Genomic DNA, 23,366 nt, shown 5'->3' on the forward strand with positions numbered 1-23,366 from the left:
TCGACGTAATGGTATTCAGCGACAAACGTCGCCTGGACCATCCGCGACCGTGTAACACCTCCTGCCCGACGGGCACCCGTCGTTCGGCGCGCCGCGCCGGCAGCGGATGACGCACTCGTGGAACATCGGCCCGCGCGGCCCGGCGATCCCGTAATACGACGCGCACGTCTCGCCGGCTCCGCACGTCCTTCCCCCGCACGACCCGTTCGTCGGCGCGGCCGCGTCCGGCGTGCTCGTCGCGCTGACCGTCGGCATCGGGGTGCTTCCCGTGGTGTTGTCCGGGACCGGCACCACCACGGTCGTCGTCGGGGTCGGAGCGATCGGCGGGACGGCCGTCGTCGAACCGCCTGGCGCCGTCTCCGTCGGCGCGCTGCCCGTCGCCTCTGGAGAACCGGGTGGCTGCGCGCCGCCATTGCAGGCCGAGAGAAGCAGGACCGCCGCGATCGAACCGAGGAGACGCATACCCCGCGAGCTTAGCAGAGCCACCCTATCTCTGCCCATCACGCGCCGTGACAGCGCCCACGCGGTGCCGTTACCATCCGCCGCGTGCAACGTCTTCGCCTTCTCCTCGCCCTCACCACTTCCCTCCCTCTCCTCGCGTGTGGCCCCACCGATGAACCGGCCGCCCTCCCGGACGCACCGCGCTGCGAAATCGCGCTCCCTGCGCCTCCGGATCACCGCCTCGTGGCCTCTGGCACCACGCTTCGCGACGCCCTCGGCCGCATCGTCTTCCTCCGCGGCGTCAACGCCGGTGGCCGCAGCAAGTTCGCGCCCTTCGTCCCCTTCGATTTCGCGTCCGAGGCTGACTTCCAGGACGCGCTCGATCGATACCTCGATCGTGCCGCTTCCTGGGGTGTCTCCGCGCTCCGCGTCCCGTTCGTCTGGGCCGCCGTCGAGCCTTCGCAGGGCATGGACGACGAAACCTTCCTCGCTCGATACGACGCCCTCCTCGACGGAGCCTGGAAGCGCCGCATCTGGACGATCGTCGACTTCCACCAGGACATCTATTCCGACGTCTATTGCGGCGACGGTTTTCCTGCCTGGACCCTCCCATTCCCGACGCCCGAGCCGCACCACGATTGCCACAACTGGTTCGTCCGCTACTCCCAGGACGAGGACGTCCGCGCCGCCTTCGACAAATTCTGGTCCGACGAACACGGCGCTCGCACCGCGTTCCGCGCCCTCTGGGAGCGCATCGCGGCCCGCCACGCCAATCGCCCCGGCGTCCTCGGCTACGAGCCCATCAACGAACCGCACCAGGGAACGGCCGACCTGAAGACGTGGGAGCAAACCGTCCTCACGCCCTTCTACACCGAAATGGCGGCCCTCATCCACGCGAAGGATCCCACGGCGCTCGTCTTCTTCGACGCCACCGGCACCGACGGGATCGGCGCGTTCACGTACCTCGACAAACCCGAGGGCGAGGGCCTCGTCTTCGCGCCCCACTGGTACGACTCCCTCGCTCTTTTCGGCGGCACCCCGGCTCCTTCGAATGCGTCCACGTACCTCTCGAGGTGGGCGGACAAGGGCCGCGAATGGAACATACCCGTCCTCATCGGCGAATCGGGCGTCCCGCGGGACCTCGAGACCGCCGGCGAGTACGTCACGGCCGTCTACGACGCCATGGACGACAATGCTCTCCATTTCACCTACTGGGAGTACAGCGATTCGAAGGAGACCTGGAACTTCGAGGACCTCTCCCTCATCGATTACGAGGGCCAGGAAGCGACGGCGATCACCTCCGCCGTCGCCCGCCCCTACGCACGCGCCGTCGCCGGCGAAGCTCCCGCATTCCGTTACGACGCCGCCGCCCGCAGATTCGCCCTCACCTACGATGCGCCCGCCGAAAACGGCGTCACCGAGATCGTCGTCCCGGAGCGAAATTACCCGACTGGATATCGCGTCGAGCTCTCGAACGGCTGCGTCGACGCCACGCACCCGGGCCTCTTGCTCGTCCGCCCCACCGCGGGCCAGGAGCGCGTCGAAATCTCGGTCGTCCCTCGCTGAAAACAAAACCCCCTCTCCCGCGGGCGGGAGAGGGGGCTTGGGGGTGAGGGTCTTTCAGGTGGGAGAGACTGAGGCCGTTCTACTTCTTCGGCAACGCCTCACTGATCCCATACACCTGCTCCACACCTGCCGGCACCTGCAGGCTCGACCCCTTGAAGTCATCGCCCACCGGCTCGACCGGCCCGCCCAGGCATTGCGCCAGGAACGTCTCCGCCACGGCATTGAAGCTCATCCGGTTCTCCGGCCGCGCGAACCCGTGCCCCTCGTCCGGGTACAGCACGTACGTCACCGGGATGTTCTTCGCCTGCATCGCCTTCACGATCTGATCACTCTCGGCCTGCTTCACGCGCGGATCGTTCGCGCCCTGCCCGATGAGCAGCGGCTTCTTGATCTTGTCCACGTGCGACAGCGGGCTCCGATCCTCCAAAAGCTTCGACCCCTCGGGCGTCCCGGGATCACCCATTCGCTTGTGGAACGTCGCCACCATCGGCGCCCAGTACGGCGGAATCGTCGCGAGCAGCGTCTTCAGGTTCGACGGCCCCACGATATCGACGCCGCACGCGAACTGATCCGGCGTGAACGTCAGCCCCACGAGCGTCGCGTACCCGCCGTAGCTCCCGCCCATGATCGCCACCTTCGCGCCGTCCGCGACCTTCGTGTCCACGGCCCATTTCACCGCGTCGATCAGGTCGTCGTGCATCTTGCCGGCCCACTCGTTGTTCCCCGCGTTCAGGAACTTCTTCCCGAACCCGGTCGAGCCGCGGTAGTTCACCGAAAGCACCGCATACCCGCGGTTCGCCAGCCACTGGTGCGTCGAGTTCAGCCCCCAGCTATCGCGCGCCCACGGCCCGCCGTGCACCAGGAGCACCATCGGAAGCGGCTTGTCCGGACGACCATCGACCTCCGGATCCGACGCCTTCGGCAGCGTCAAATAGCTGACCAGATCGAGCCCATCGCGCGACTTGATCACCACCGGGTGCATCTTCGCGAGCGGCTTGCCTTCGAGCGCCTTCAGATTCGTGAACAGGAATTCCGTCTTCTTCTTGTCGCGATCGTACCGGTAATACTTCACCGGCCCGTCCGAGGGCACGAGCGCCACGAGCCAGCGCTTGTCGTCGAGAGACCGGCTCCGGATAATCACGTCACCCTCGCCCAGCTTCGAGAGCAGCTCCAGGTCCGGCTGGATCGACTTGTCGATCGTCTGCCACGTCGGCTTGTCGAACACCGCCGCCGCCGCCTGCACCTTGCCGGTCTTCGGGTGACCGATGAAGCGCTGCACGTCGGCCTTCGCGTCCTCGACGAGCAGCTTCGCCTTCTTCGTCGCGAAATCGAGCTCGAAGAGCGCCGCCGTGTTCCGGCCGCGGCTGTCGAGCATGTAGAGCGTCTTGCCGGCCGCGTCGAAGCCCACGGGGTTCGTCGTCTCGGCGTCCTCGAAGGGCACCGTCATGTACGGCTCGGGCTCCTTGCCCTTCTCCTTCGGCTTCGCCGTCGGGTCGATGAACACGTCGCCGCCGTCGGGACCCTTTCGCATCGCGAGACGGACCTTGAAATCGTCGTCCGTCACGAAGCCCGCGTAGTTGCCCTCGTTCTTGAAGACGAGCTTCCTCTCGCCGGTCTTGATGTCGATCCGGTAGAGGTCGTGCACCTTCTTGTCGCGGTCGTTGATCCCGACCAGCACCTCGCCGGGGATCTTCTGCGACGTACCCTCGAGCCGCGCCGCGATCCCGTCGATCGGCGTGAGATCCTTCGTCTCGCCCTTCTTCAGATCGACCGCGTAGAGGTGCCAGTTCTCGTCGCCGCCCTTGTCCTGCACGTAGAGCGCGTGGTCGTTCGTGTAGGCCCAGAAGTATTGGCGGATCGCGCGCACCTTCTCGGACGTCACGGGCTTGGCCTTCGACGGATCCTCCGCGGGGCCGACCCACACGTTCATCACCCCGTCCATGGGCGCGAGGAACGAGATCTGCTTGCCGTCGTGGCTGAGCATCGGGCTCGAGCGGTCGGGGTTGCCGAAGAGCACGTCGCGCGCGATGAGCGACGAATCGACCCGCGGCGCGGCCGGGCCCTTCACGGCGGCGGCGGCGGGCGGCGGCGTCGCGTCGGCCGTGCGCGCGGGCGGCGGGGGCGGCGGCGTCACGGGCGGCGGAAATTCCGTCGTCTCGGCGCAAGCTGCGACGCCGACGAGCAGCGACAGGACGAATGACAGGCCGATCTTCTTCGCGAGTGCCATCGGGCAAACCTCCCTCATGCGTACCCGGAGGTGGACGCTCCCCACCGGTGCGTGTGACGGACGCCTTCATACTCCAAGAGTCGGCCGGGCGTCCCGAGCGTCGTGCGAAAAAAGTGTAGTCCGCACATGTTGTATATTTCACCGTCCGGCGCTTTTGCGACCCTCTTCCGAACCTCGCCCCTTGCGGGTGGGTGTCCCTGGCTTAGGGGAACCGCGTCCGGACATGGCCATGACGAACCCTGACACGCTCCTCCCCGACAGCCGCGTCCCCTCGGACCGCGTGCGCCTGGCGAACGACCGGGAACTCCGGCCGGACGGGGCCTTCGTCCTCTACTGGATGACGGCGTCGCGGCGCACCCATTTCAACTTCGGCCTCGAACGTGCCGCCGAATGGGCGCGCGCCCTCGGCCGGCCCCTCGTCGTCCTCGAAGCTCTCCGCGCCGGTTATCTCTACGCGAGTGATCGCCTTCACGCCTTCGTCCTCCGCGGCATGGCCGACAATGCCCGCCGCCTCGCGGAGGCCCGCGTCACGCATCACGCCTACGTCGAACCGCGCCCCGGGGCGGGCAAGGGCCTCGTCGCTGCGCTCGCCGGCCGCGCGTGTGTCGTCGTCACCGACGATGACCCCACATTTTTCCTCCCGCGCATGATCGCCGCGGCCGCGAAACAAGTTCCCGTCCGCTTCGAGCAGGTCGACTCCAATGGCCTCCTCCCGATCCACGCGCCCGAACGCGTCTTCACCACGGCGTTCTCGTTCCGCGGGTATCTCCAGAAAAACCTCCTCCCGCACCTCCGCCGAAGGCCACTCGCCGATCCCCTCGCCGCGGGTTTGCCGGTTCCTCCGAAAAACCTCCTCGCGCCGGATCTCCTCTCGCGCTGGCCCGCCGCCTCGCCCGATCTCCTCGCCGCCTCACCCGCGGCGCTCGCCGCGCTCCCGATCGACCACACGGTCCCCATCGTCACCCGCATTCCGGGTGGCCCCGAGGCCGCCCGCGCCGCGCTCGCGCGTTTCCTGCAATCGAACCTCATCCGCTACGAGACCGAGCGAAACGACCCCGACGCCCGCGCCACGAGCGGCCTCTCGCCTTATCTGCATTTCGGTCACATCTCCACGCACGAAATCTTCGCCGAGCTCGAGCGCCTCGAACACTGGTCCGAAAAGAAAACCAAACCCGCGGGCGGCAAGCGCGAGGGCTTCTGGGGCATGAGCGCGCCCGTCGAGTCCTTCCTCGACGAGCTCGTCACCTGGCGCGAGATCGGCCTGAACCTCTGCGCCCTTCGGCCCGACGACGCGCAAAGCTTCGATTCCCTCCCGGACTGGGCCCTGAAAACCCTCGCCGATCACGAATCCGATCCTCGCCCGGCCCTCTACACCCTCGCCGAGCTCGAGGGCGCACGCACGGCCGATCCCCTCTGGAACGCGGCGCAACGCGAGCTCCTCCGCGACGGCCGCATCCACAACTACCTCCGCATGCTCTGGGGCAAACGTGTCCTCGAATGGTCTCGCTCCCCGCGCGAGGCCCTTTCCGTCCTGATCCATCTCAACGACAAATACGCGCTCGACGGCCGCGACCCGAACTCGTACTCGGGCATCCTCTGGACGTTCGGCCGCTACGACCGCCCCTGGGCCCCCGAAAGGCCTGTTTACGGCACGGTCCGCTACATGAGCTCGGCGAACACGCTGAAGAAGATCGACCTCGAGCGTTACCTCGTCGAGTTCGGCAGCCCGAGCGATGCCGCTCGTCGAGACAAACGCTACACAAAATGAAAAGAGGACCGGGGGGAAGTTCCTTTATCCGCCCCGGCCCTCGGGCATTCATGTTTCGATGCGCCGCACCGCGACGCACGAAGATTTACTTCTTCTCGCCTCCGCCCTCGCCCTCGGACTGCTTGCCTTCCTCGATCAGCTCCTTCACGCGCTGACCGCCCTTGTGTCCGATCTCGGAGTAGAACTCGGGGCCGTACTTGTCGCGAACGGTCTCGCCGCCCTTCTGCCCGCCCTTGTGTCCGATCTCGGAGTAGAACTCGGGGCCGTACTTCTCGCGCACGGTCTCGCCGCCCTTGCGCCCGATCTCGGCGTAACCTTCGGAGCCGAGCTCTTCCTTGCGGGCCTCACCGCCCAGCCGTCCGGCCTCCTCGACGGTCATCTGACCCTTACCGGATTGCTCTTTTTTCTCCGCCATGGTCGTCTCCTCTTCTTTTGGCAACGCGCGGCGAGCCCGCGCTCGTCGCTACTGGCTCAGCGTTTCTGGCCTTGGCCGCCGCCGCCCTCGCCCTCGCTCTGTTTGCCTTCCTCGATGAGCTCGCGGACGCGCTGGCCGCCCTTGTGGCCTATTTCGGAGTAGAACTCGGGTCCGTACTTGTCCCGCGTGTGTTCGCCGCCGATGTGCCCGCCCTTCCGGCCGGCCTCTTCGACGGTCATCTGACCTTTGCCTGGTTCGTCTTTGCGCTGCTCTGCCATGTAGTTCCCTCCCAGCTCCCGCCGAACATTCTCCGGCAGACCGGGACGTCAATGGGGGGACCCCGGGAGGAGGGCTCCTCCCGCGCTCCGGGCCCGCCATCGCCGTGCGACGGATCGAGATCGAAGCCGCCGCTGAAACCGTCTCGACGCTCGCGCGTAGGACGCTAGAACATCGATCGGTTTGCAACCGCTCGATGTTCTAGCTCTTTTGTCCCGAGGGGGACGCCTCGCGTCCCCCTCTCGTCCGGGCAAAGCCCGGACGATTCACCCCCCGAGGGAAGCTCGCTTCGCGATCTTCCGAGCATCGAACCGGTCGATGCTCTAGAGAAGGCGCATGCCCCGCCCCCCCCGGACCAGCTCGACCCGCTTGCGCACCGAAGCGCTGCTCGTCCGGCGGGTCCCCGTGGGCGAGGCCGATCTCATCGTCACATTGTTCACCGAGGCGCGGGGGATCATCTCGGCCGTCGCGCGATCGGCGCGTCGATCGAACAAGCGGCTCGTCGCGCTGGAGCCAATGCATCTGCTCCGCGTGACGCTCGAAGAGCGCGAGCAAAAAGATCTGGCCGTGCTCGGCGAGGCGGCGATCGCGCACCCACGCATGCAGCTCGTCTCCGCGCTGGATCGCCTGGAAGCCGCAGGAAGAGCGCTGCGCTGGGTCCGCTCGGTCGCGCCGCCCGGCACACGCGAGCCGGGCCTTTTCGCCACGGTGAACGAGCTGCTCGACGCGCTCGACGCGCCCACGCCCGCGCGCTCGTCCGAGGCGGAGCTCGCGACGTCAGGGCTGCGTTTGCTCGCGGATATGGGCTTCGGCCTGGTGCTCGATCGATGCGTGCGTTGCAGTCGCGTTTGCCCAGCGGAGGCACCTGCGTGTCTGGATGCACTCGCCGGCGGGCTCGTCTGTCGCGCTTGCGGCGGGGCGCGGCTCGTGCTTCGAGCAGACCTCCGGGGGCGAGTCGAGGCTGCCTGCGCGGGCGACGATGAAGCGCTGCGCGCAGAGGACACGCGAATCGTGGTGGACCTCGTGGAAGCCGTGATCCAGGCGCACGCCGGTCCGGCGAAGTAGGCGCTGGGAGGCGCTGAGCTGGGGCGTTGCCCCAGGCCCCACCAGGGGCTATCCGCCCCTGGACCCGGACCAGCGCAAGCGCTGGACCCGGGGTCGATGAACTGCGCGATGCGCAGTTCATCGAACAGGCCGAGTCAAGACTGGCGAGCGACGCTGCCAATCGAGACAGCCGCGCTGCCATTTCGACCGGCAACGTTGTTCCTGGTCTTGCCACCGGCTCGTGGAAGAACCGCGCATCGCGCGGTTCTTCCAACCCGAGTCCAGGGCTTGCCCTGGTTCGGGTCGAGGGGCGAACTGCCCCCGCGGGGCCCGGGGCAGCGCCCCGGCGCGGCGACCCCAAGAACTTATCGGACCACGATCCAGAGCAGGATGAGCAGGAGCGCGACGAGGCCGCTCGCGCTGCCGACTGCGATGGCGAGTTGCGTGCGCGGCGGCGCGTTTTGCCAGAAGTTCGCGAGCGCTGCGAGGCCGCCGCCTGCGGGCGGGGGCGCATGCGTGGGCTGACCGGGACGCGCCATCCATGCGGGAGGCGCGCCGGGGCCCATCGGCAAGGGGCCCGTCGTGCCGGGGATGTTCACGCCCGGCAGGTTGTTCTGCGAGGTCATGAGCTGGCCCGGCATGGGCGGCGGACGGAACATGCCCGGCGGCATCCCGGGCTGACCCATCATGCCGGGAGGCGGCGCCGCGTACACGCCGGATGCCGTCGACGGGGGCGCGCCGAACCCGCCCGGGTTTGGAGGGCCAAACTGGCCCGGCGGCGGCAGGTTCTGCAGCTCGGGGAACTGGCTCGTGTCGAGCGGCGTCGTCTTCGCGTACTTGTTGCCCGGACCGAACATGCCTTGCGCGGCTGCGAGGTCTTCCGGCTTGACCGGCGCCGTCGGCGGATCGTCGAGGTTTGCCGACGGAATCGCGTACTGGTGTTGCCCGCGGCTCGGCTCGAGCATGCGCGTCTTCTCGCTGTCGGGCACGCGCTCGGGCAGTTCGGGTTTGACGTAGAACGTCGTGGGGGTGTCGCGCCGCTCGGCGGGCGCGTCGTCGTCGTCGGGCGCGTGGCCTGGGCTCGACGGGAGCGAGGGCGTGAGCTCGTCGATCGGCGGCAGCACGTGGCCTTCGGGCAGCGGGAACGCTTGCGTCGCCTCGCTGTTGTGGATCGGACGAACGCCTGAGGGCGTCGGCGCGCCCTGGAACGGACCCGCATGCGACGGGCGCGGCGGCTCGGGCGCGGCGGGTCGCTGGGGCTCGCTCATCCATGCGGAGAGGGAACGATCGCCGAAGGGCGCGAGATCGCGGCAGAGCTCGAGCACGCTGCCTTGCCGATCGTCGCGGTCGGGCGCGAGCGCGCGCATGATCGCCTTGCACACGGGCTGCGGCAGGTCGGGACGAAGGCGTGCGATGTCCGTCGGCGGGCCTGAGCAGAGCGCGAAGACGAGGTCGCCGATGGTGTCGGCGTCGTACGGCTTGCGGCCGGTCAAGCACTCGTAGAGCACGACGCCGAGCGAGTAGAGATCGCTGCGTCCGTCGACGCCCGAGGGGTTTCGGAGCTGCTCCAGGCTCATGTAGTACGGCGTGCCGACCGTGGAGCCGGTGCGCGTGAGCGAGCCGCCGGGGACGGGCGCGTCGCTCGCGATCTTGACGATGCCGAAGTCGAGGAGCTTGACGTCGTAGACGCCGGGGCTCGGGCCCGGGCCGAGGTGAATGTTGTCGGGCTTGAGATCGCGGTGGACGATGCCGTGCGTATGTGCCTCGGCGAGGCACTCGCCGACCTGCAGCGCGACGTTCACCGTGAGCTCGAGCGGGAGCTGCCCTGCCTCGTGCAAGAGCTCGCGCAGGCTCTGGCCGGCGAGCAGCTCCATCACGAGGTACGGGCCCTCGGTCTGGCTCATGCCCATGTCGACGATCTTCACGGCGCGCGGGCTCTTCAAGAGGCTCGTCGCGCGCGCCTCTTGTTCGAGGCGCTGGTACGTCGTCGGATCGAGCAGGGACTTCAGGGCCAGGCGCTGGCCGGTGCGGACGTGCTCGACCTCGTGGACGAGGCCGTTGCCGCCGCCTCCGATGAGCCGGAGTACGCGGTAGCGACCATCGACGATGGTACCGGGACGGAAGGCGGGAACGTCGGCCTGTACATCTGCCGGAGCTTGCTCGGGGCGAATGGGGGCCATGGGGATAGCGGCTCGGACGCGAGTCTAGATCAGCTCGTCGCTGAGGGATACTTTCCAGGAGGGGGAGGAGCGACGCGGCGGCTTGGGTCCTTGAACACCCACGACCTTGGCACTACCGTGGCCGCTCACCATGGCGACGAGCGAGGCTCTGGCAGCCGCAACGAAAGTCGAGACGGCAGGCTCCCGCTCCCGCGGGGACGTTGTCTTCTACACGGTGCTCGCTCTCTGCGCCGCGGCGTTCCTGATCACGATCCACGTGATCTTCTTCAAGGCGCCCGTCGAGTCGACGATGGGCATCGTCCAGAAGATCTTCTACTTCCACGTGCCCATCGCGTACTCGATGTACGTCGGGGCCGCGGTGTGTTTCGTGGGTTCGGCGGGCTACCTCGCGCGCGGCACGCGCGGCTGGGACGCACTCGCGCGCGCAGGCGCGGAGTGCTCCGTGGCGATGGGCGTGCTCGTGCTCGTGACCGGGGCGCTCTGGGGCGCGAAGGCGTGGGGCGTGTACTGGACCTGGGATCCGCGGCTCACGACGGCGCTGCTCTCGGTGCTGATTTACGTGGCGTACGTGGTCCTCCGGGCGTTCGCGGGTGACGGGGACTCGGAGCGGAAGTTCGCGGCGGCGCTCGGGGTGCTTGGCGCGGCAAACCTGCCGATCATCCACTACTCGGTGCAGAAGTGGGGCGGCAACCACCCGAAGGTGATCTCGTCGGGCGGCGGCGGGCTCAAGCACCCGGACATGAAGCTCGCGCTCATGCTCGGGTTCTTGACGTTCACGCTGCTCGCGGTGGTGTTGATTTGGACCCGCGTGCGGATCGAGCTCGCGGCGGCGCGGCTGAGTGAGGCCGAGGAAGAAGCGCTCGAGCTCGGCGTGGGCGAGGAGTAGACGACGATGTCGGCGGATCAAGCAGCACAGCAAGCGCCCGGCGCGGCAGGGCAGGGGACGGCCGACGATCGCTCGACGACGTTCCGCGCGGTCGAGGGCGGCAACCAGATGCAGAGCGGCGAGAAGCTGCTCGTCGAGGCGTACGCGTTCATCTGGATCGTCGTCCTCGTGTTCGTCGCGTCGATGTTCCGACGGCAGCGTCGGCTCGACCGGCGGGTCGAGACGCTGGAGGCGGCGCTCCAGAAGGCGCGCGCGAAGAGCGGGGGCGACTGACGTGCCGGACTTCGGTCAGATCACGCCCCAGCACGTGATCTACATCCCGAGCGTTCTTCTCCTCGGGCTCGTGGTCGGATACACCCTGGGCGCGCGCGCCGTGCGCGCAGAGCTCGAGAAGCGCAAGCGCAGGATGAAGGAGTAGGAGCCCGTGGTGGATTTCTCGCTGTCCGAAGAGCACAAGGGTCTCATCGAGACCGCCCGCCGCTTCACGAAGGAGCGGATCACCCCGATCGCGGCCGCGTGTGATCACGAGTCCCGCTTCCCGATGGAGGTGTTCAAGGAGGCGTGGGAGATCGGCCTCGTCAACCCGACGGTCCCGGCCGAGTACGGCGGGTCGGGCATGGGCGAGCTCGAGAACGCGATCATCACGGAGGAGCTCGCGTACGGGTGCACGGGCATCCAGACGAGCCTGCTCGCGAACGGCCTCGCGCTGACGCCGATCAAGCTCGGCGGGAGCGAGGAGCAAAAGAAGAAGTATCTCGGCCTGCTGACGAGCGAGCCGGTGATGGCGAGCTACGCGACGAGCGAGCCCGACGCGGGCAGCGATGTGGCCGGCATCAAGACGCGCTTCGCGCAGCACGGCGACGACTACGTGCTGAACGGGCAGAAGTGCTGGATCACGAACGCGAGTTACGCGCGGTTCTACGTGATCTTCGCGACGAGCAATCCCGACCTCCGGCACAAGGGCATCGCGGCGTTCATCGTCGATCGCGACACGCCGGGGCTCCGCGTGGGCAAGAAGGAGGACAAACTCGGGCAACGCGCGAGCGACACGGCGCAGATCTTCCTCGAGGACGTGGTCGTGCCGAAGGCGAACCTGCTCGCGCCCGAGGGCAAGGGCTTCAAGCTCGCGATGGAGACGTTCAACCAGACGCGTCCCGACATCGGCGCGGGCGCGACGGGCCTGATGCGTCGTTGCCTCGACGAGTGCGTGGCGTACGCGAAGGAGCGCAAGACCTTCGGGACGCCGATCGCGAACCACCAGCTCGTGCAGTGGATGATCGCGGAGATGGCCATCCGCGTGGAGGCGACGCGGCTCCTCTACCAGAAGGCCGCGTGGAACCTCGATCACGGCGTGCGCGATCCGATCGTCTCGAGCTTCGCCAAGGCCTACGGCGCGGACAGCGCGATGCAGACGGCCGTCGACGCCGTGCAGGTCTTCGGCGGCAATGGGTACGTGAAGGAGTACCCCGTCGAGAAGCTCATGCGCGACGCGAAGGTCCTGCAGATTTACGAGGGCACGAGCCAGATCCAACGGATCGTGATCGCGAAGCAGCTCTTCGGGGGCTAGCCCCCACATCCCCGCCTTTTCCTCCCGCCCCCTCTACACGCGCGCGCCGACCGTTGATATCAACGAAGGCTCGGAAATTTCCTTTCGCGGGAGGAATGGCTTCATGCGGACACGTCGCGCGCACCTCAATACCCCCAAGGCGTCCACGGGCGCCGGTAAGCTCCTCGGCACGGGCACCGTGCTCGCCTCGTTCGTCTGTGCAGGCGCCCTCGTGGCGCTCGTGTCGGCGTGCGGGGACGGGAGCAGCAACGGCTCGGGGGGCTCGGGCGGCCAGGGCGGCGCAGGCGCGACGGGCGGCCAGGGCGGCGACGGGCTCCAAGACTTCGTGACGAGCGCGTCGAGCAGCTCGTCGTCGAGCTCCTCCGGGGCCGGCGGGCAGGACGCCGGGCCGACGTGCGACCCGCCGAACCCCGTGGGCGGCACGTCCGTGTTCGCCGCCGCCTACGGGGATTCGCAGACCCAAAGCGGCGTGTCCGTCTCGACCGACAAGATGGGCAACATCCTCCTCGCCGGCGCCTTCCAGGGCGCGATGAACCTCGGCGGGACCATGCTCACGAGCGGCGGCAAGGAGGACGCGTTCATCGCGAAGCTCTCCCCGAACGGCCAGGTGCTCTGGGCGAAGCGCTTCGGCGACGCGCAGAACCAGAGCGCGACGGGCATCGGCGCCGACGCCGAGGGCAACGTCTACGTGACGGGCATCTTCATCGGCACCGTCAATTTCGGCGGCCAGAACCTCACGAGCGATACGAACTTCTTCCAGGACGTCTTCCTCGTGAAGTTCGCGCCCGACGGCACCCATCAGTGGAGCAAGAAGTTCGGCGATTCGAACATCCAGTACGCGCGCGCGCTCGCGGTCGACGGCATCGGCAACGTCGTCATCTCGGGCTACTTCCAGCAGCAGGTCGACTTCGGCGGCGGTGTCCTCACCGCGTCGGGATCGGCCTTCGACGTGTTCCTCGCCAAGTTCAACGCCACGGGGCAACACCTCTGGAGCCGGACGTACGGCAACGAGGCGGATCAGTCGGCGAAGAGCCTCGCCGTCGACGGCTCGGGCAACGTGTACGTCGCGGGCGAGGCGTCGGGATCGATCGATTTCGGCACAGGGCCGCTCACGGCCGCGGGCAACCCGAGCGCGTTCGTCGCGAAGCTCGATTCGCAAGGCGCGCCGATCTGGGCGAAGATCAGCGCGGGCGCGGGCAAGGCTTCGGCGAACGCGGTCGCGGTGTCGCCCACGGGCGCGGTGGCCGTGGCCGGGCAGTTCCAGGGCACGTTCGATCTCGGCGGCAAGCCCATGACGAACCCCGACCTCGACGACGCGTTCGTCTCGGTGCTCACCGCGGGCGGCGCGCAGACGTACACGCTCAGGTTCGGCGACGAGACGTTCCAGCGCGCCGACGGCGTGGCGTTCGCGCCGAACGGGGACCTGCTTCTGGCGGGCGCGTTCACGGGTTCGATCGATCTTGGCGGCGGGGCCATTCCGAGCGCGGAAGGGTTCGACATGTTCCTCGGCCGCTTCGCCGCGAAGGACGGCTGCCTCGAGTGGGGCCGCGGCTACGGCGGGCCGCTCGTGCAGTCGCCGCAGTCGCTCGTCTTCGATCCGGCGTCCGGCAACGTGGTGCTCACGGGCAGCTTCGGCGGCACGGTCGACTTTGGCCTTGGCCCGGTGTCCGCGGCCGGTGACGACGCTTTCCTCTTCGCTGTCAAGCCCTGAAACGAGGGTTACACCCGCCCCGGGGCTGATTTCCGGGGTGCGTTCGTGTGACACGTCGCGGCAACGAAGCCGCCGCCAACCGTCCAACACGTGCGACGCGATGAGCCCTGGGCAGAGAGGGCAGGTTGCGGGCGCGCCGGGGGCTTCTCCGGGGCTTGTGGTGCGGCGAGCGCTCTGAGATCCTGATCGACAATGCACGCCTACGTCGAATCTTCGACGGGAAGGCGCGTGTGGAACGGGTGCACGTCGGTGCGCCTCTCGGAGCTACCCATGGCTTTGTTCCGGCAGCCCTCGAAAGGGATCCTTACCTCGTTTGCCGCGCTCACAGGGGTCGCCGCGGCCGCCGCGTTCACCGCGCCGGCCGACGCGCAGGAGGCGGCCGCGTGCCTCTCCCAAAACCCCGCGGACTGGCCCGCGCCCTCGCGGCCTTACTTCATGATCATCGCCGACACGTCGGGCTCGATGACGACGTGTACGACGCCGCCCTCGGCCACGACGGTCGAGTGCGACTCGTCCCTCGCTGGGTACAAACTGAACTCCTGCGGCATGATTCCGAGCCGGCTGAACGACGCCAAGTGCGCGCTCCGGCAAACCGTGCAGGCATTCGGCGGCGAGGTGAACTTCGGGCTCTCGACGTACGCCGGCGTCATGAAGAACTGCACGTTCGGCGCAGGCGGCGCTTGCGTGAGCGATTGCGGCGTGCCGAACGGGACCACGTGCAACCCGGACAACTACGGCTGCACCATCGACCCGCTCCCGGGTGGCGATAGCATGGGCCAGTTCGACAACTGCGGCAACCTGCCCGCATGCACCACCGGAAACGGGACCGGGCCCGCGTTGCCGAACCTGGCGGAGGGCTCGTGGCGCAACGGCGGCAACGTCGTCGTGCCCTTGCCGAAAGATCCCTGGTGGGGGCCGGCCGCGCCCGCCTCGAACGTGCCGGAGCTGCTCCAGTGGTTCGACGGCCTGTGCAACGACAACAAAGAGCTCTTCGCCGAGGGCGCCACGCCGATCGCGGGCTCGCTACGCACCGTCACCCAGTACCTGCGATCCGGCTGGAACGTGAGCTGGAGCGCGTCGAACTACTGCCAGACCGGCTTCGCCTTCGGTTCGAACCTCGGCACGCCGATCGACGCGATGGATCGGCTGTGCCGCAGCGTGAACGTCATCCTGGTGACCGACGGCGACGAGACGTGTGACACGCAGGCTGCCGCGGTGAGCGCCGCGCAGGATCTCTGGCAGAACGGCGTCACGCTCGGGACCGCCCCCAACCAGAAGACCTGGAAGGTCCCGGTCTACGTCGTCAACTTCGCGGGCGGCTCGACGTCGAATACGGACGCGATCGCGGCCGCCGGCGGCACCGTGGCGTCGTACTCGGCGAACGACGAGGTCTCGCTCGCCAAGGCACTCGCGCAGATCGTCGGCTCCGCGGCCAAACCCGAGGTCTGCAACAACGGCGACGACAACTGCAACGGCTGTACCGACGAAGGGTACAAGCACTACTGCAACAAGGGCGCACCGGCGAAGGTGTGCTGTAGCTGGTCGACGCCCGCGCAACGCGCGACGTGCCTCACCAACTACACCAACTCGATCACGGTCGCGGATCCGGACGGCAACGAGCAACTCCTGCCGTGTACGACCGACGCGCAGCAGGCCGCTCCCGCGACGTGGCTCTGCTACGACCCGAAGGAGATCTGCGACGAGGCCGACAACAACTGCGACGGCAATGGGCCGGGCAAGACGAACCTCGTCGACGAGGGCTTCAACAAGTGCGGCAACCCCGCGAAGTGCCCCTCGACCGAGACCTGTGACGGCCAGGACAACGACTGCGACGGCGTGACCGACGAGGGCGTTTGCCCGAACTGCGTGCCCTCGCCCGAGGTCTGCGACGGCTGCGACAACGACTGCGACGGCATCGCGGACGACAACATCGCCGCCGTGCCGTGTGGCCAGTCGACCCCGATGAACTGCCAGGGCACGCAGGCGTGCAAGCCCGCGCAGCCCGTGCCGCAGCCGGGCCAGTGCGTGGCGGGCGGCGGCCTCGCGGCTTGCCAGAACAACCCGATCGCCGAGACCTGCGACAACATCGACAACGACTGCGACGGCATCGTGGACGATTCGGTGCCGCCGACTGCGTGTGTGCCCGCAGGGACGCCAGGCGGCATCGTCTACGGCGGCACGAGCCAGTGCAAGCAGGGCCAGAAGCCGTGCGGCAGCAGCACGTGCACGGGCTTCGTCGGTCCGTCGGCCGAAGTTTGCGACGGCATCGACAACGACTGCGACGGCCAGGTGGACGAGCAAGCGGTGGGTGTGGGCACCTCGTGTGGCCAGGCGCTGCCGCCGTGCACGCCCGGCACGCTCGCCTGCGTGAACGGCGCGCTGGTTTGCCAGGGCGGAACGGGGCCGCAGCCCGAGGTCTGCGACAACGTCGACAACAACTGCAACGGCATCGTGGACGAGGCGCCGCTCTCCGACGGTCCGGCCGCCGGGGCGAACGGCTGCTGGCAGAACGTCGGCAACTGCTGCGTCTTCAAGAACCTGCAGTGGTGCCCGCCTGCCGGCGCCACCTGCAACGGCAACGGCACGCTGGTGTCGCCGTGCAACAAGGGCACGCTCGTCTGCACCAACGGCGCCTGGTCCTGCCAGGGCCCCGTCGGTCCCTCGACCGAGCAGTGCGACAGCGCGGACAACGACTGCGACGGCATGATCGACGACGTGCCCGGCACGGGCGGGCCCTGCGGCTCGGACGTGGGCGAGTGCGTCGCGGGCGTGCAGCAGTGCGGGGCGAACGGCGTGCAGTGCGTCGGCCAGGTCGGTCCCTCGACCGAGATCTGCGACGGCAAGGACAACGACTGCGACGGCCTCGTCGACGACAACGTCGGTGGCCTCGGCAAGCCCTGCGGCATCAACCAGCCGCCCTGCTCGCTCGGACAAACGGCGTGCGTGAACGGCGCGATCGTTTGCCAGGGCGGCATCCAGGCGCAGGCCGAGACCTGCGACGGCGTGGACAACGACTGCGACGGCGCGATCGACGACGCGCCGCTCTTCGACGCACCCAACGCCGGACAGAACGGCTGCTGGGCTCTGCCGGGCAACTGCTGCCAGCACGGGAATCTGCAGTGGTGCCCGCCGCCCGGCGCGTCCTGCTCCGACAACGGCATGCTCGCGCCGCCCTGCAACAAGGGCTCGCTCTCGTGCCAGGGCGCGCTCGGCTGGGTCTGCGTGAACGCGAAGGGCCCGCAGGCCGAGGCGTGCGACGGCCTCGACAACAACTGCGACGGCACGATCGACGACGGCACGTTCATGGGTGAAGGCGCGGCCTGCGGCACCGACACGGGCCAGTGCTCGCCGGGCGTCATCGACTGCGCCGGCGGCATCCTCGACTGCGTGGGCGACGTGTCCCCCAGCCCCGAGGCTTGCAACGGTCTCGACGACGACTGCGACGGCACGGTCGACAACGGCATCGTCGTCGGCGGCTCGTGCACGCCGGCCTACGACACGACGCTCTACCCGGGCCCGCGCGACAAGGGCGCCTGCCAGCCGGGCACCCTGCAGTGCGACGGCATGGGCGGCGAGACGTGCATCGGCGGTACCGGCCCGCAGCCTGAGATCTGCGACGGCGTGGACAACGACTGCGACGGTTCGATCGACGAGACGGGTCCCGCGCCGGACGGCATCGACGGCACGGCAAACCCGGTAGATTCGACGCAGGTGATCGGTGGCGCTTGCGGTATCGACACCGGCGCTTGCCAGCAGGGCCAGTGGGCGTGCCTCAACGGCATCTTCGCTTGCCTCGGTAGCCAGGGTCAGACGGACGAGGCGTGCGATTGCCAGGACAACGACTGTGACGGCACGACCGACGAGCAGGACCCGAACGGCCCCGCGATCTGCGCGCCTGGCAACTCGTGCGTGAAGAGCGGAAGCGCGTGCACCTGCGCGACGCCCTGCCAGGGCGGCGAGTTCCCGTGCCCGCCGGGTCAGGCTTGCGAGGAGGTCATCTCCAGCGAGACCGGCCAGCCGCTCGGCAACTTCTGCATCGCGAACAACTGCGGCGACTGCGCGACGAAGACGGTGAAGGACGCGGCGGGCAAGGTGCTCTGCGCGCCCGCGGGCACGCCTGCGGACGCGGACTGCATGGTGCCTCCGGTCTGCCTCTGCAAGGGCATCGCCGGCTGCAAGGAGCCTTGCGACGGCGTGACCTGCGGCGCGGGCGAGGTCTGCACGAACTACGGCCCGAACGCTGGCAAGTGCGTGCAGAACAACTGCTTCAACGTGCCCTGCGTGGGCTGCGGCAAGGTCTGCAACGGCGGCTCCTGCGTGGACAACCCGTGCAAGCCCGACAGCTGCCCGACGGGCCAGGTCTGCAAGCCGAACGATACGTTCACCGGCTTCACCTGCGTCGACTCCTGCGCGGACAAGAGCTGCGGCGCGAGTGAGGTGTGCAAGGACGGCCAGTGCGTCGCGGGCTGCGATCCGGCGTGCGTCGGGGCGCAGGTCTGCGACCTGTCGCAGTCGCCTCCGGTGTGCGTGGACAGCAAGTGCACCACGCCGTGCCCCGACGGCTCGTACTGCAACCCGGTGACGGGCAGCTGCGGCAACGATCCGTGCGAAGGCGTGATCTGCCCGATGGGCCAGGTCTGCCAGAACGGCGATTGCTTGCAGGGTCAGGGCGGCAGCGGCGGCGCGGGCGGCGCGGGCGGCGCGGGCGGCGAGGGCGGCGCGGGCGGCACGAACCCGACGACGTCGACGGGCACGGGCACGGGCGGCGCGCCTCCGGACGACAGCGTCTGGGGCCTCGCAACGGGCGGCGGCGGATGCGCATGCGACGTCGGCGCGCAGGATCGGAACAGTGGCTTCGCGCTGGCGCTCGCTGCGCTCGCGCTTGGCATCGCACGCAGGCGGTCTTCCGGGCGCCGCGGCGTTACGGAGGTGTCGCGATGAGCTCGCTAGGCAAGGCGTTCCGACGCTTGGGGCTGCGCTCGGCCAAGCCGAGCTACGCCCCAAACCCCTTCGGGCTGGTCCTCTCGTCCCTCGTGGTCTCGGCGCTCGCGCTCGGGGCCGCGGGGTGCACGACGGACGCGTTCTGCTTCGACAAATGCGCCGGCGACACGCCCTCGGGCTCGGGCTCCGGCTCGGGCTCGGGCGGATCGGGCGGTCAGGGCGGCGAAGGCGGCGACAACTGCTTCCCGTTCTGCGGCACCGACGGTGGTCCGGGTGGGGGCGGCGGCGGCGGCGGCGGCCCGTGCGTCCCGACGAACGGCGGCGTCGAGAAGTGCGACGGCCTCGACAACGACTGCAACGGCGCGGTCGACGACGGCCCGAACATCAACCTCGAGAGCAAGACGACGTGCGGAACGTGTGACAACAACTGCTACACGAAGCTGCTCAACACCGATCCCACGACCATCACCTGCGTGCCGAGCCCGAACCCGGGCACGGAGCCGGGCGAGTGCACGGGCACGTGCGTGTCGGGCTACTACGACCTCGATGGCGACAAGGCCTGCGAGTACTACTGCATCAAGAACACGCCGGACGACGCGTCGTGCAACAACAAGGACGACGACTGCGACGGCGTGAAAGACGAGGACGTCAACCTCTGCACGAGCACGACGGACTGCGGCAAGTGCGGGAACAACTGCGTCGTCATCAACGGCACGTCCGAGTGTGCGACGACCGCGGGCGCCGGCGAGGCGTGCTCCCCGGCGAACACGCAGTGCAAGATCAAGCAGTGCGACGTGGGCTTCTACGACCTCGACAACTCCGTCGCGACGGGCTGCGAGTACCAGTGCACCCCGTCGAACGGCGGCGTCGAGAAGTGTGGTGACAGCGTCGACAACGACTGCGACGGCAAGATCGACGAGGCCGACGACCTCTCGATGGATCCGCAGATCGGCAAGAACTGCTTCGGCGATCCGGACGGCATCTGCGGTCTGCTCGCCGCCGCCGGCAAGACGGCGTGCGTCGGGAACAAGGTCGTCTGCGCCGGTCCGAACGTCGTCGTCGAGGGGCAGATCCAGGAGATCTGCAACGGCCTCGACGACGACTGCGACGGCCAGGTCGACGACAGCCCCACGGACGCCGGCAACTCCTGCGGCCAGAGCAACATCTTCCCCTGTCAGTTCGGCAAGCAGCAGTGCCAGAACGGTCAGCTCGTCTGCGTCGGCGCGGTGAACCCCTCGGCCGAGCTCTGCAACGGCCAGGACGACAACTGCAACGGCGCGATCGACGACATGCCCGTCGACGTGGGCGCGACGTGCGGTTTGACCGACGTCGGTCCCTGCCAGAAGGGCGTGGAGCAATGCCTGCCCGGCGGCCAGAAGACGTGCGTCGGTGAGATCGCGCCGAAGACCGAGACGTGCAACGCCCAGGACGACGACTGCAACGGGCTCGTCGACGACGTCGCGGGCACCGGCTCGGCGTGCGGGCAGAGCAGCACGTCGCCTTGCAAGCTCGGCACGCTGCAGTGCATGGGGCAGACGCTCACGTGCGTCGGGAACATCGACCCGAAGGCCGAGACCTGCAACTCGATCGACGACGACTGCGATGGTCAGGTCGACGAGGGCATCCCGACCCAGCAATGCGTGCCCGTCGGCGCGCCGCCGAACCTCGTGTACGGCGGCCTGAGCAAGTGCGTGAAGGGCACGCAGACGTGCGGCGGCGCGTGCACGGGTTACATCGGGCCGAGCGCGGAGACGTGCAACAGCCTCGACGACGACTGCGACGGCATCGTCGACAACAACCTGAACCTCGGCGCTTGCAACGTGCCGCCTGCGCCCCCCGCGGGCGCGACGTCGCCGTGCAAGGCGGGCCAGCAGTCGTGCGTGGGCGGCGTTCTGACGTGCCAGAATTCGGTCGGACCGTCGAGCAGCGTCGACAGCTGCGGCGTGGACTCGAACTGCGACGGCACGCTGACCGGTCAGCCGAACCTGCAGACCGACGTCGCGAACTGCGGCGCGTGCGGCAACAACTGCTACGCGAACGCGGTGCACGCGATCTGGTCGTGCACGTCGGGCATGTGCGCCTTCCAGGGTTGCGAGAACGGCTACTACGATCTCAACAACGACAAGAAGTGCGAGTACAGCTGCCAGTACAAGCAGGCGCAGGAGATCTGCAACGGCGAGGATGACGATTGCGACGGGCAGATCGACGAGGGCGTCGTGGCCCCGACGCCGGTGCAGGTCTGCGGCGTGAGCGTCACGGCCATGCGGCCGGAGTGCACGTCGCAGGTGACGGTCGCATGCACGCAGGGCGCGTGGAAGTGCACGTTCCCGGCGGGCGTGTGCAACGGCGCGGCCCCGAACTACTGCTCGGGCGCCACGGAGGTCTGCGACAACCTCGACAACGACTGCGACGGCATCCTCAACGAGAACGTGCCGAACTACGGCAAGGCCTGCGCGAGCGACGACGGCCTTCCGGCGCCCGGACACGGCGCCTGCCGCAAGACCGGCACGTTCGTGTGCAGCGGCGCGAACGCGACGACGTGCAACGCGGTCAAGGCCGACTGCGCGACCTTGCCCGGCGGCTGCACCGAGCAGTGCGACGGCGTGGACAACGATTGCGACGGGCTCGTCGACGAGACGTACGTCTCGAAGGGCTCGAACGCGACGTACTACGTCAAACCCGCGGTCACGCGCATCGCGACGAGCCTCTGGATCTACAGCTACGAGGCGAGCCGGCCGAACGCCGTCACGGATGTCGCGAACAACGTCATCACGCCCGGCAACGGCAACGGCTACCACGTGACCGCGCCTGCGGGCACGACGCTCGACAAGACGCTCGCGTGCTCGGTGCCAGGCAAGCTGCCGTGGTTCAACGTGACGCCGGCCGAGGTCGAGCAGACGTGCAACGCGATGGGCGGGTCCATCTGCTCGACGGCCGACTGGACGACCTCGTGCCAGGCGACGCTCGGCTGCTCCTGGGGCTACAACCCGCGCGGCGCGGCGTGCACGTCGACGTACGACGCCACGAAGTTCTGCAACATCGGACCCTCGTTCGACTTCAGCTCGTCGATCGCGGGGGATCAGGACGGCTTGCTCTTCACGGGCTCGACCAGCCTGCAGAACTGCTGGGCGGACTGGTTGAACCTGCAGGGCAACAACGCCACGACGGGCAAGCTCTACGACATCACGGGCAACCTCCGTGAGATCACGAAGAGCGCGACGAACACGTATCCGCTCATGGGCGGCGCGTTCAACACCGGCGACCCCGGCGGCGCGACGTGCTCGTTCCAGTTCTACACGGTCGATCCGACGTTCAAGCTCTTCGACCTCGGCTTCCGCTGCTGCTTCGCGCAGAACCCCGGCTGACAAAACGAATCGAGCGGGCGCCTCTCTCGGCGCCCGCTCGATGTCTCGCGTCCCTCGCGAAGGCGCGCCGTGCGCGCGCCCCTCGCGGTTCGCTCAATCCCTTCGATCGTGATGATTCGAGAGCGCTGCGCCGTCGGCCGCGGGCAGCGTGAAGTGGATCGTGCTCCCACGCCCCACCTCGCTCTGCGCGCCGATGTGCCCGCCGTGCGCCTCGACGATGCCCTTGGCGACGTAGACGCCGAGGCCCATGCCCTGACACGCGCGACGCCCCTCCGGCGGCCTGCGCGAGAACAGCATCGGCCGATCGAGCTCGGCGATGCCCGGACCCGTGTCGGTCACGGAGAAGCGCGCGCCCGACGGTGCGGGCTCGGCGCGGATCGTGATCGAGCCGCCCTTCTGCATGAAGCGCGCGGCGTTGCTCACGAGCCGCGAGAGGACCTGCAGCACGCGGGCACGATCGACGTAGAGCGCCGGCAGGTGCGGCGAGACCTCTTTCGCGACCGCGATCGGGCGCTGCGCCGTGGCGAGGGCCGCGGCCAGCGCGGCGGCCTCCACGATCGACGCCGCGTCGTGCACCTCCTGTCCGATCGGCAACTTCCCCGCGTCGATGTTTGCTGCGTCGACGAGGTCTTCGACGATCTGGTTCATCTCCAGCGCGGCACGCTTGATCGTCTGGAGCTGACGATCGTGCGCTGGATCCCCGCCGAGTTCGCGCGCGAGCAGCGTCGTCGTCACCATCACCACGCCGAGCGGGTTGCGCAGGTCGTGCGAGACGATGGTGAGCAGCTCCGCGCGCTGCGCTTCGGCGCCTTTGGCGCGCCGCTCGAGCTCTCGACATCGCCGCTCGAGCTCGGCCACGTAACGCGCGTCTTTCGTTTGCACGGCTGGCATGCGAGCGCGCTTCGTCGCGGGGCGCGTCGTGCTTCGCGACGGCCCATTTGCCGGCTTGCTTGCTTGTTTGCGTTTCCTCGCTTCGGCC

General features: G+C 68.5%; 16 protein-coding genes. 10 read left to right on the forward strand and 6 right to left on the reverse strand.

Annotation, left to right across the window (positions count from 1 at the left end; all coding sequences use genetic code 11):
• Positions 1-15 precede the first annotated feature (15 nt).
• Positions 16-462 carry a hypothetical protein gene (locus tag KEG38_RS32665; RefSeq protein WP_272423944.1) on the reverse strand — a complete coding sequence of 149 codons (447 nt, stop codon included), beginning with the start codon at positions 460-462 and terminating at the stop codon, positions 16-18.
• 84 nt (positions 463-546) lie between these two features.
• Here KEG38_RS32665 and KEG38_RS32670 point away from each other — a divergent pair, with 84 nt between their 5' ends.
• The gene (locus KEG38_RS32670) at positions 547-2,007 is read left to right on the forward strand and encodes a cellulase family glycosylhydrolase (protein ID WP_272423946.1); all 1,461 of its coding nucleotides are present in this window, start codon (positions 547-549) and stop codon (positions 2,005-2,007) included.
• A gap of 79 nt (positions 2,008-2,086) precedes the next feature.
• Here KEG38_RS32670 and KEG38_RS32675 read toward each other — a convergent pair whose 3' ends face one another.
• The gene (locus KEG38_RS32675) at positions 2,087-4,234 is read right to left on the reverse strand and encodes a S9 family peptidase (protein ID WP_272423947.1); all 2,148 of its coding nucleotides are present in this window, start codon (positions 4,232-4,234) and stop codon (positions 2,087-2,089) included.
• 229 nt (positions 4,235-4,463) lie between these two features.
• On the opposite strand from KEG38_RS32675, the gene KEG38_RS32680 reads away from it, so the two are divergent.
• The gene (locus tag KEG38_RS32680; protein WP_272423949.1) at positions 4,464-6,002 is read left to right on the forward strand and encodes a cryptochrome/DNA photolyase family protein; all 1,539 of its coding nucleotides are present in this window, start codon (positions 4,464-4,466) and stop codon (positions 6,000-6,002) included.
• Positions 6,003-6,087: 85 nt separating this feature from the next.
• Here the strand turns inward: KEG38_RS32680 and KEG38_RS32685 are convergent, their stop codons facing one another.
• On the reverse strand, positions 6,088-6,417 hold the full coding sequence (locus KEG38_RS32685; protein ID WP_211365420.1) for a KGG domain-containing protein: 330 nt from the start codon (positions 6,415-6,417) through the stop codon (positions 6,088-6,090).
• Between the two features lie 56 nt (positions 6,418-6,473).
• Positions 6,474-6,695, reverse strand: coding sequence for a KGG domain-containing protein (locus KEG38_RS32690; RefSeq protein ID WP_272423951.1), 222 nt, complete (start codon positions 6,693-6,695; stop codon positions 6,474-6,476).
• Between the two features lie 334 nt (positions 6,696-7,029).
• Here KEG38_RS32690 and recO point away from each other — a divergent pair, with 334 nt between their 5' ends.
• Positions 7,030-7,758, forward strand: coding sequence for a DNA repair protein RecO (gene recO, locus KEG38_RS32695; RefSeq protein ID WP_272423952.1), 729 nt, complete (start codon positions 7,030-7,032; stop codon positions 7,756-7,758).
• Positions 7,759-8,102: 344 nt separating this feature from the next.
• Here the strand turns inward: recO and KEG38_RS32700 are convergent, their stop codons facing one another.
• On the reverse strand, positions 8,103-9,917 hold the full coding sequence (locus tag KEG38_RS32700) for a serine/threonine-protein kinase (protein WP_272423953.1): 1,815 nt from the start codon (positions 9,915-9,917) through the stop codon (positions 8,103-8,105).
• A 106-nt stretch (positions 9,918-10,023) separates the two neighbouring features.
• Here KEG38_RS32700 and KEG38_RS32705 point away from each other — a divergent pair, with 106 nt between their 5' ends.
• The 7 genes from KEG38_RS32705 (at position 10,024) to KEG38_RS32735 (ending at position 22,387) form a co-directional block, all read left to right on the forward strand.
• The gene (locus KEG38_RS32705) at positions 10,024-10,803 is read left to right on the forward strand and encodes a cytochrome c biogenesis protein (RefSeq protein WP_272423955.1); all 780 of its coding nucleotides are present in this window, start codon (positions 10,024-10,026) and stop codon (positions 10,801-10,803) included.
• Between the two features lie 6 nt (positions 10,804-10,809).
• Complete coding sequence (locus tag KEG38_RS32710; protein ID WP_272423957.1) at positions 10,810-11,076, forward strand: CcmD family protein; 267 nt, start codon at positions 10,810-10,812, stop codon at positions 11,074-11,076.
• A gap of 1 nt (position 11,077) precedes the next feature.
• The gene (locus KEG38_RS32715; protein ID WP_170228964.1) at positions 11,078-11,221 is read left to right on the forward strand and encodes a hypothetical protein; all 144 of its coding nucleotides are present in this window, start codon (positions 11,078-11,080) and stop codon (positions 11,219-11,221) included.
• Positions 11,222-11,230: 9 nt separating this feature from the next.
• The gene (locus tag KEG38_RS32720) at positions 11,231-12,370 is read left to right on the forward strand and encodes an acyl-CoA dehydrogenase family protein (protein ID WP_272423959.1); all 1,140 of its coding nucleotides are present in this window, start codon (positions 11,231-11,233) and stop codon (positions 12,368-12,370) included.
• 103 nt (positions 12,371-12,473) lie between these two features.
• Positions 12,474-14,081 (forward strand): SBBP repeat-containing protein, encoded by a 1,608-nt coding sequence (locus KEG38_RS32725; RefSeq protein ID WP_272423961.1) that lies wholly within the window; start codon positions 12,474-12,476, stop codon positions 14,079-14,081.
• Positions 14,082-14,351: 270 nt separating this feature from the next.
• The gene (locus tag KEG38_RS32730; RefSeq protein WP_272423963.1) at positions 14,352-19,022 is read left to right on the forward strand and encodes a MopE-related protein; all 4,671 of its coding nucleotides are present in this window, start codon (positions 14,352-14,354) and stop codon (positions 19,020-19,022) included.
• Positions 19,019-22,387, forward strand: a complete 3,369-nt coding sequence (locus tag KEG38_RS32735) for a MopE-related protein (RefSeq protein WP_272423965.1) — start codon at positions 19,019-19,021, stop codon at positions 22,385-22,387. The genes KEG38_RS32730 and KEG38_RS32735 overlap by 4 nt, the downstream gene beginning before the upstream one ends.
• A 93-nt stretch (positions 22,388-22,480) precedes the next feature.
• On the opposite strand, the gene KEG38_RS32740 is transcribed toward KEG38_RS32735, so the two are convergent.
• On the reverse strand, positions 22,481-23,269 hold the full coding sequence (locus tag KEG38_RS32740) for a sensor histidine kinase (RefSeq protein WP_272423967.1): 789 nt from the start codon (positions 23,267-23,269) through the stop codon (positions 22,481-22,483).
• Between the last annotated feature and the right edge of the window lie 97 nt (positions 23,270-23,366).

The organism is Polyangium jinanense (assembly GCF_028435265.1).
In the GTDB taxonomy this organism is placed as follows: Bacteria; Myxococcota_A; Polyangia; order Polyangiales; family Polyangiaceae; genus Polyangium; species Polyangium jinanense.

Bases quoted from the DNA above. Each gene is read 5' to 3' on its own strand.
- KEG38_RS32665 (WP_272423944.1), bottom strand. From the start codon at position 462: ATGCGTCTCCTCGGTTCGATCGCGGCGGTCCTGCTTCTCTCGGCCTGC.
- KEG38_RS32675 (WP_272423947.1), bottom strand. From the start codon at position 4,234: ATGGCACTCGCGAAGAAGATCGGCCTGTCATTCGTCCTGTCGCTGCTC.
- KEG38_RS32680 (WP_272423949.1), top strand. From the start codon at position 4,464: ATGACGAACCCTGACACGCTCCTCCCCGACAGCCGCGTCCCCTCGGAC.
- KEG38_RS32685 (WP_211365420.1), bottom strand. From the start codon at position 6,417: ATGGCGGAGAAAAAAGAGCAATCCGGTAAGGGTCAGATGACCGTCGAG.
- KEG38_RS32690 (WP_272423951.1), bottom strand. From the start codon at position 6,695: ATGGCAGAGCAGCGCAAAGACGAACCAGGCAAAGGTCAGATGACCGTC.
- recO (WP_272423952.1), top strand. From the start codon at position 7,030: ATGCCCCGCCCCCCCCGGACCAGCTCGACCCGCTTGCGCACCGAAGCG.
- KEG38_RS32700 (WP_272423953.1), bottom strand. From the start codon at position 9,917: ATGGCCCCCATTCGCCCCGAGCAAGCTCCGGCAGATGTACAGGCCGAC.
- KEG38_RS32710 (WP_272423957.1), top strand. From the start codon at position 10,810: ATGTCGGCGGATCAAGCAGCACAGCAAGCGCCCGGCGCGGCAGGGCAG.
- KEG38_RS32725 (WP_272423961.1), top strand. From the start codon at position 12,474: ATGCGGACACGTCGCGCGCACCTCAATACCCCCAAGGCGTCCACGGGC.
- KEG38_RS32730 (WP_272423963.1), top strand. From the start codon at position 14,352: ATGGCTTTGTTCCGGCAGCCCTCGAAAGGGATCCTTACCTCGTTTGCC.
- KEG38_RS32735 (WP_272423965.1), top strand. From the start codon at position 19,019: ATGAGCTCGCTAGGCAAGGCGTTCCGACGCTTGGGGCTGCGCTCGGCC.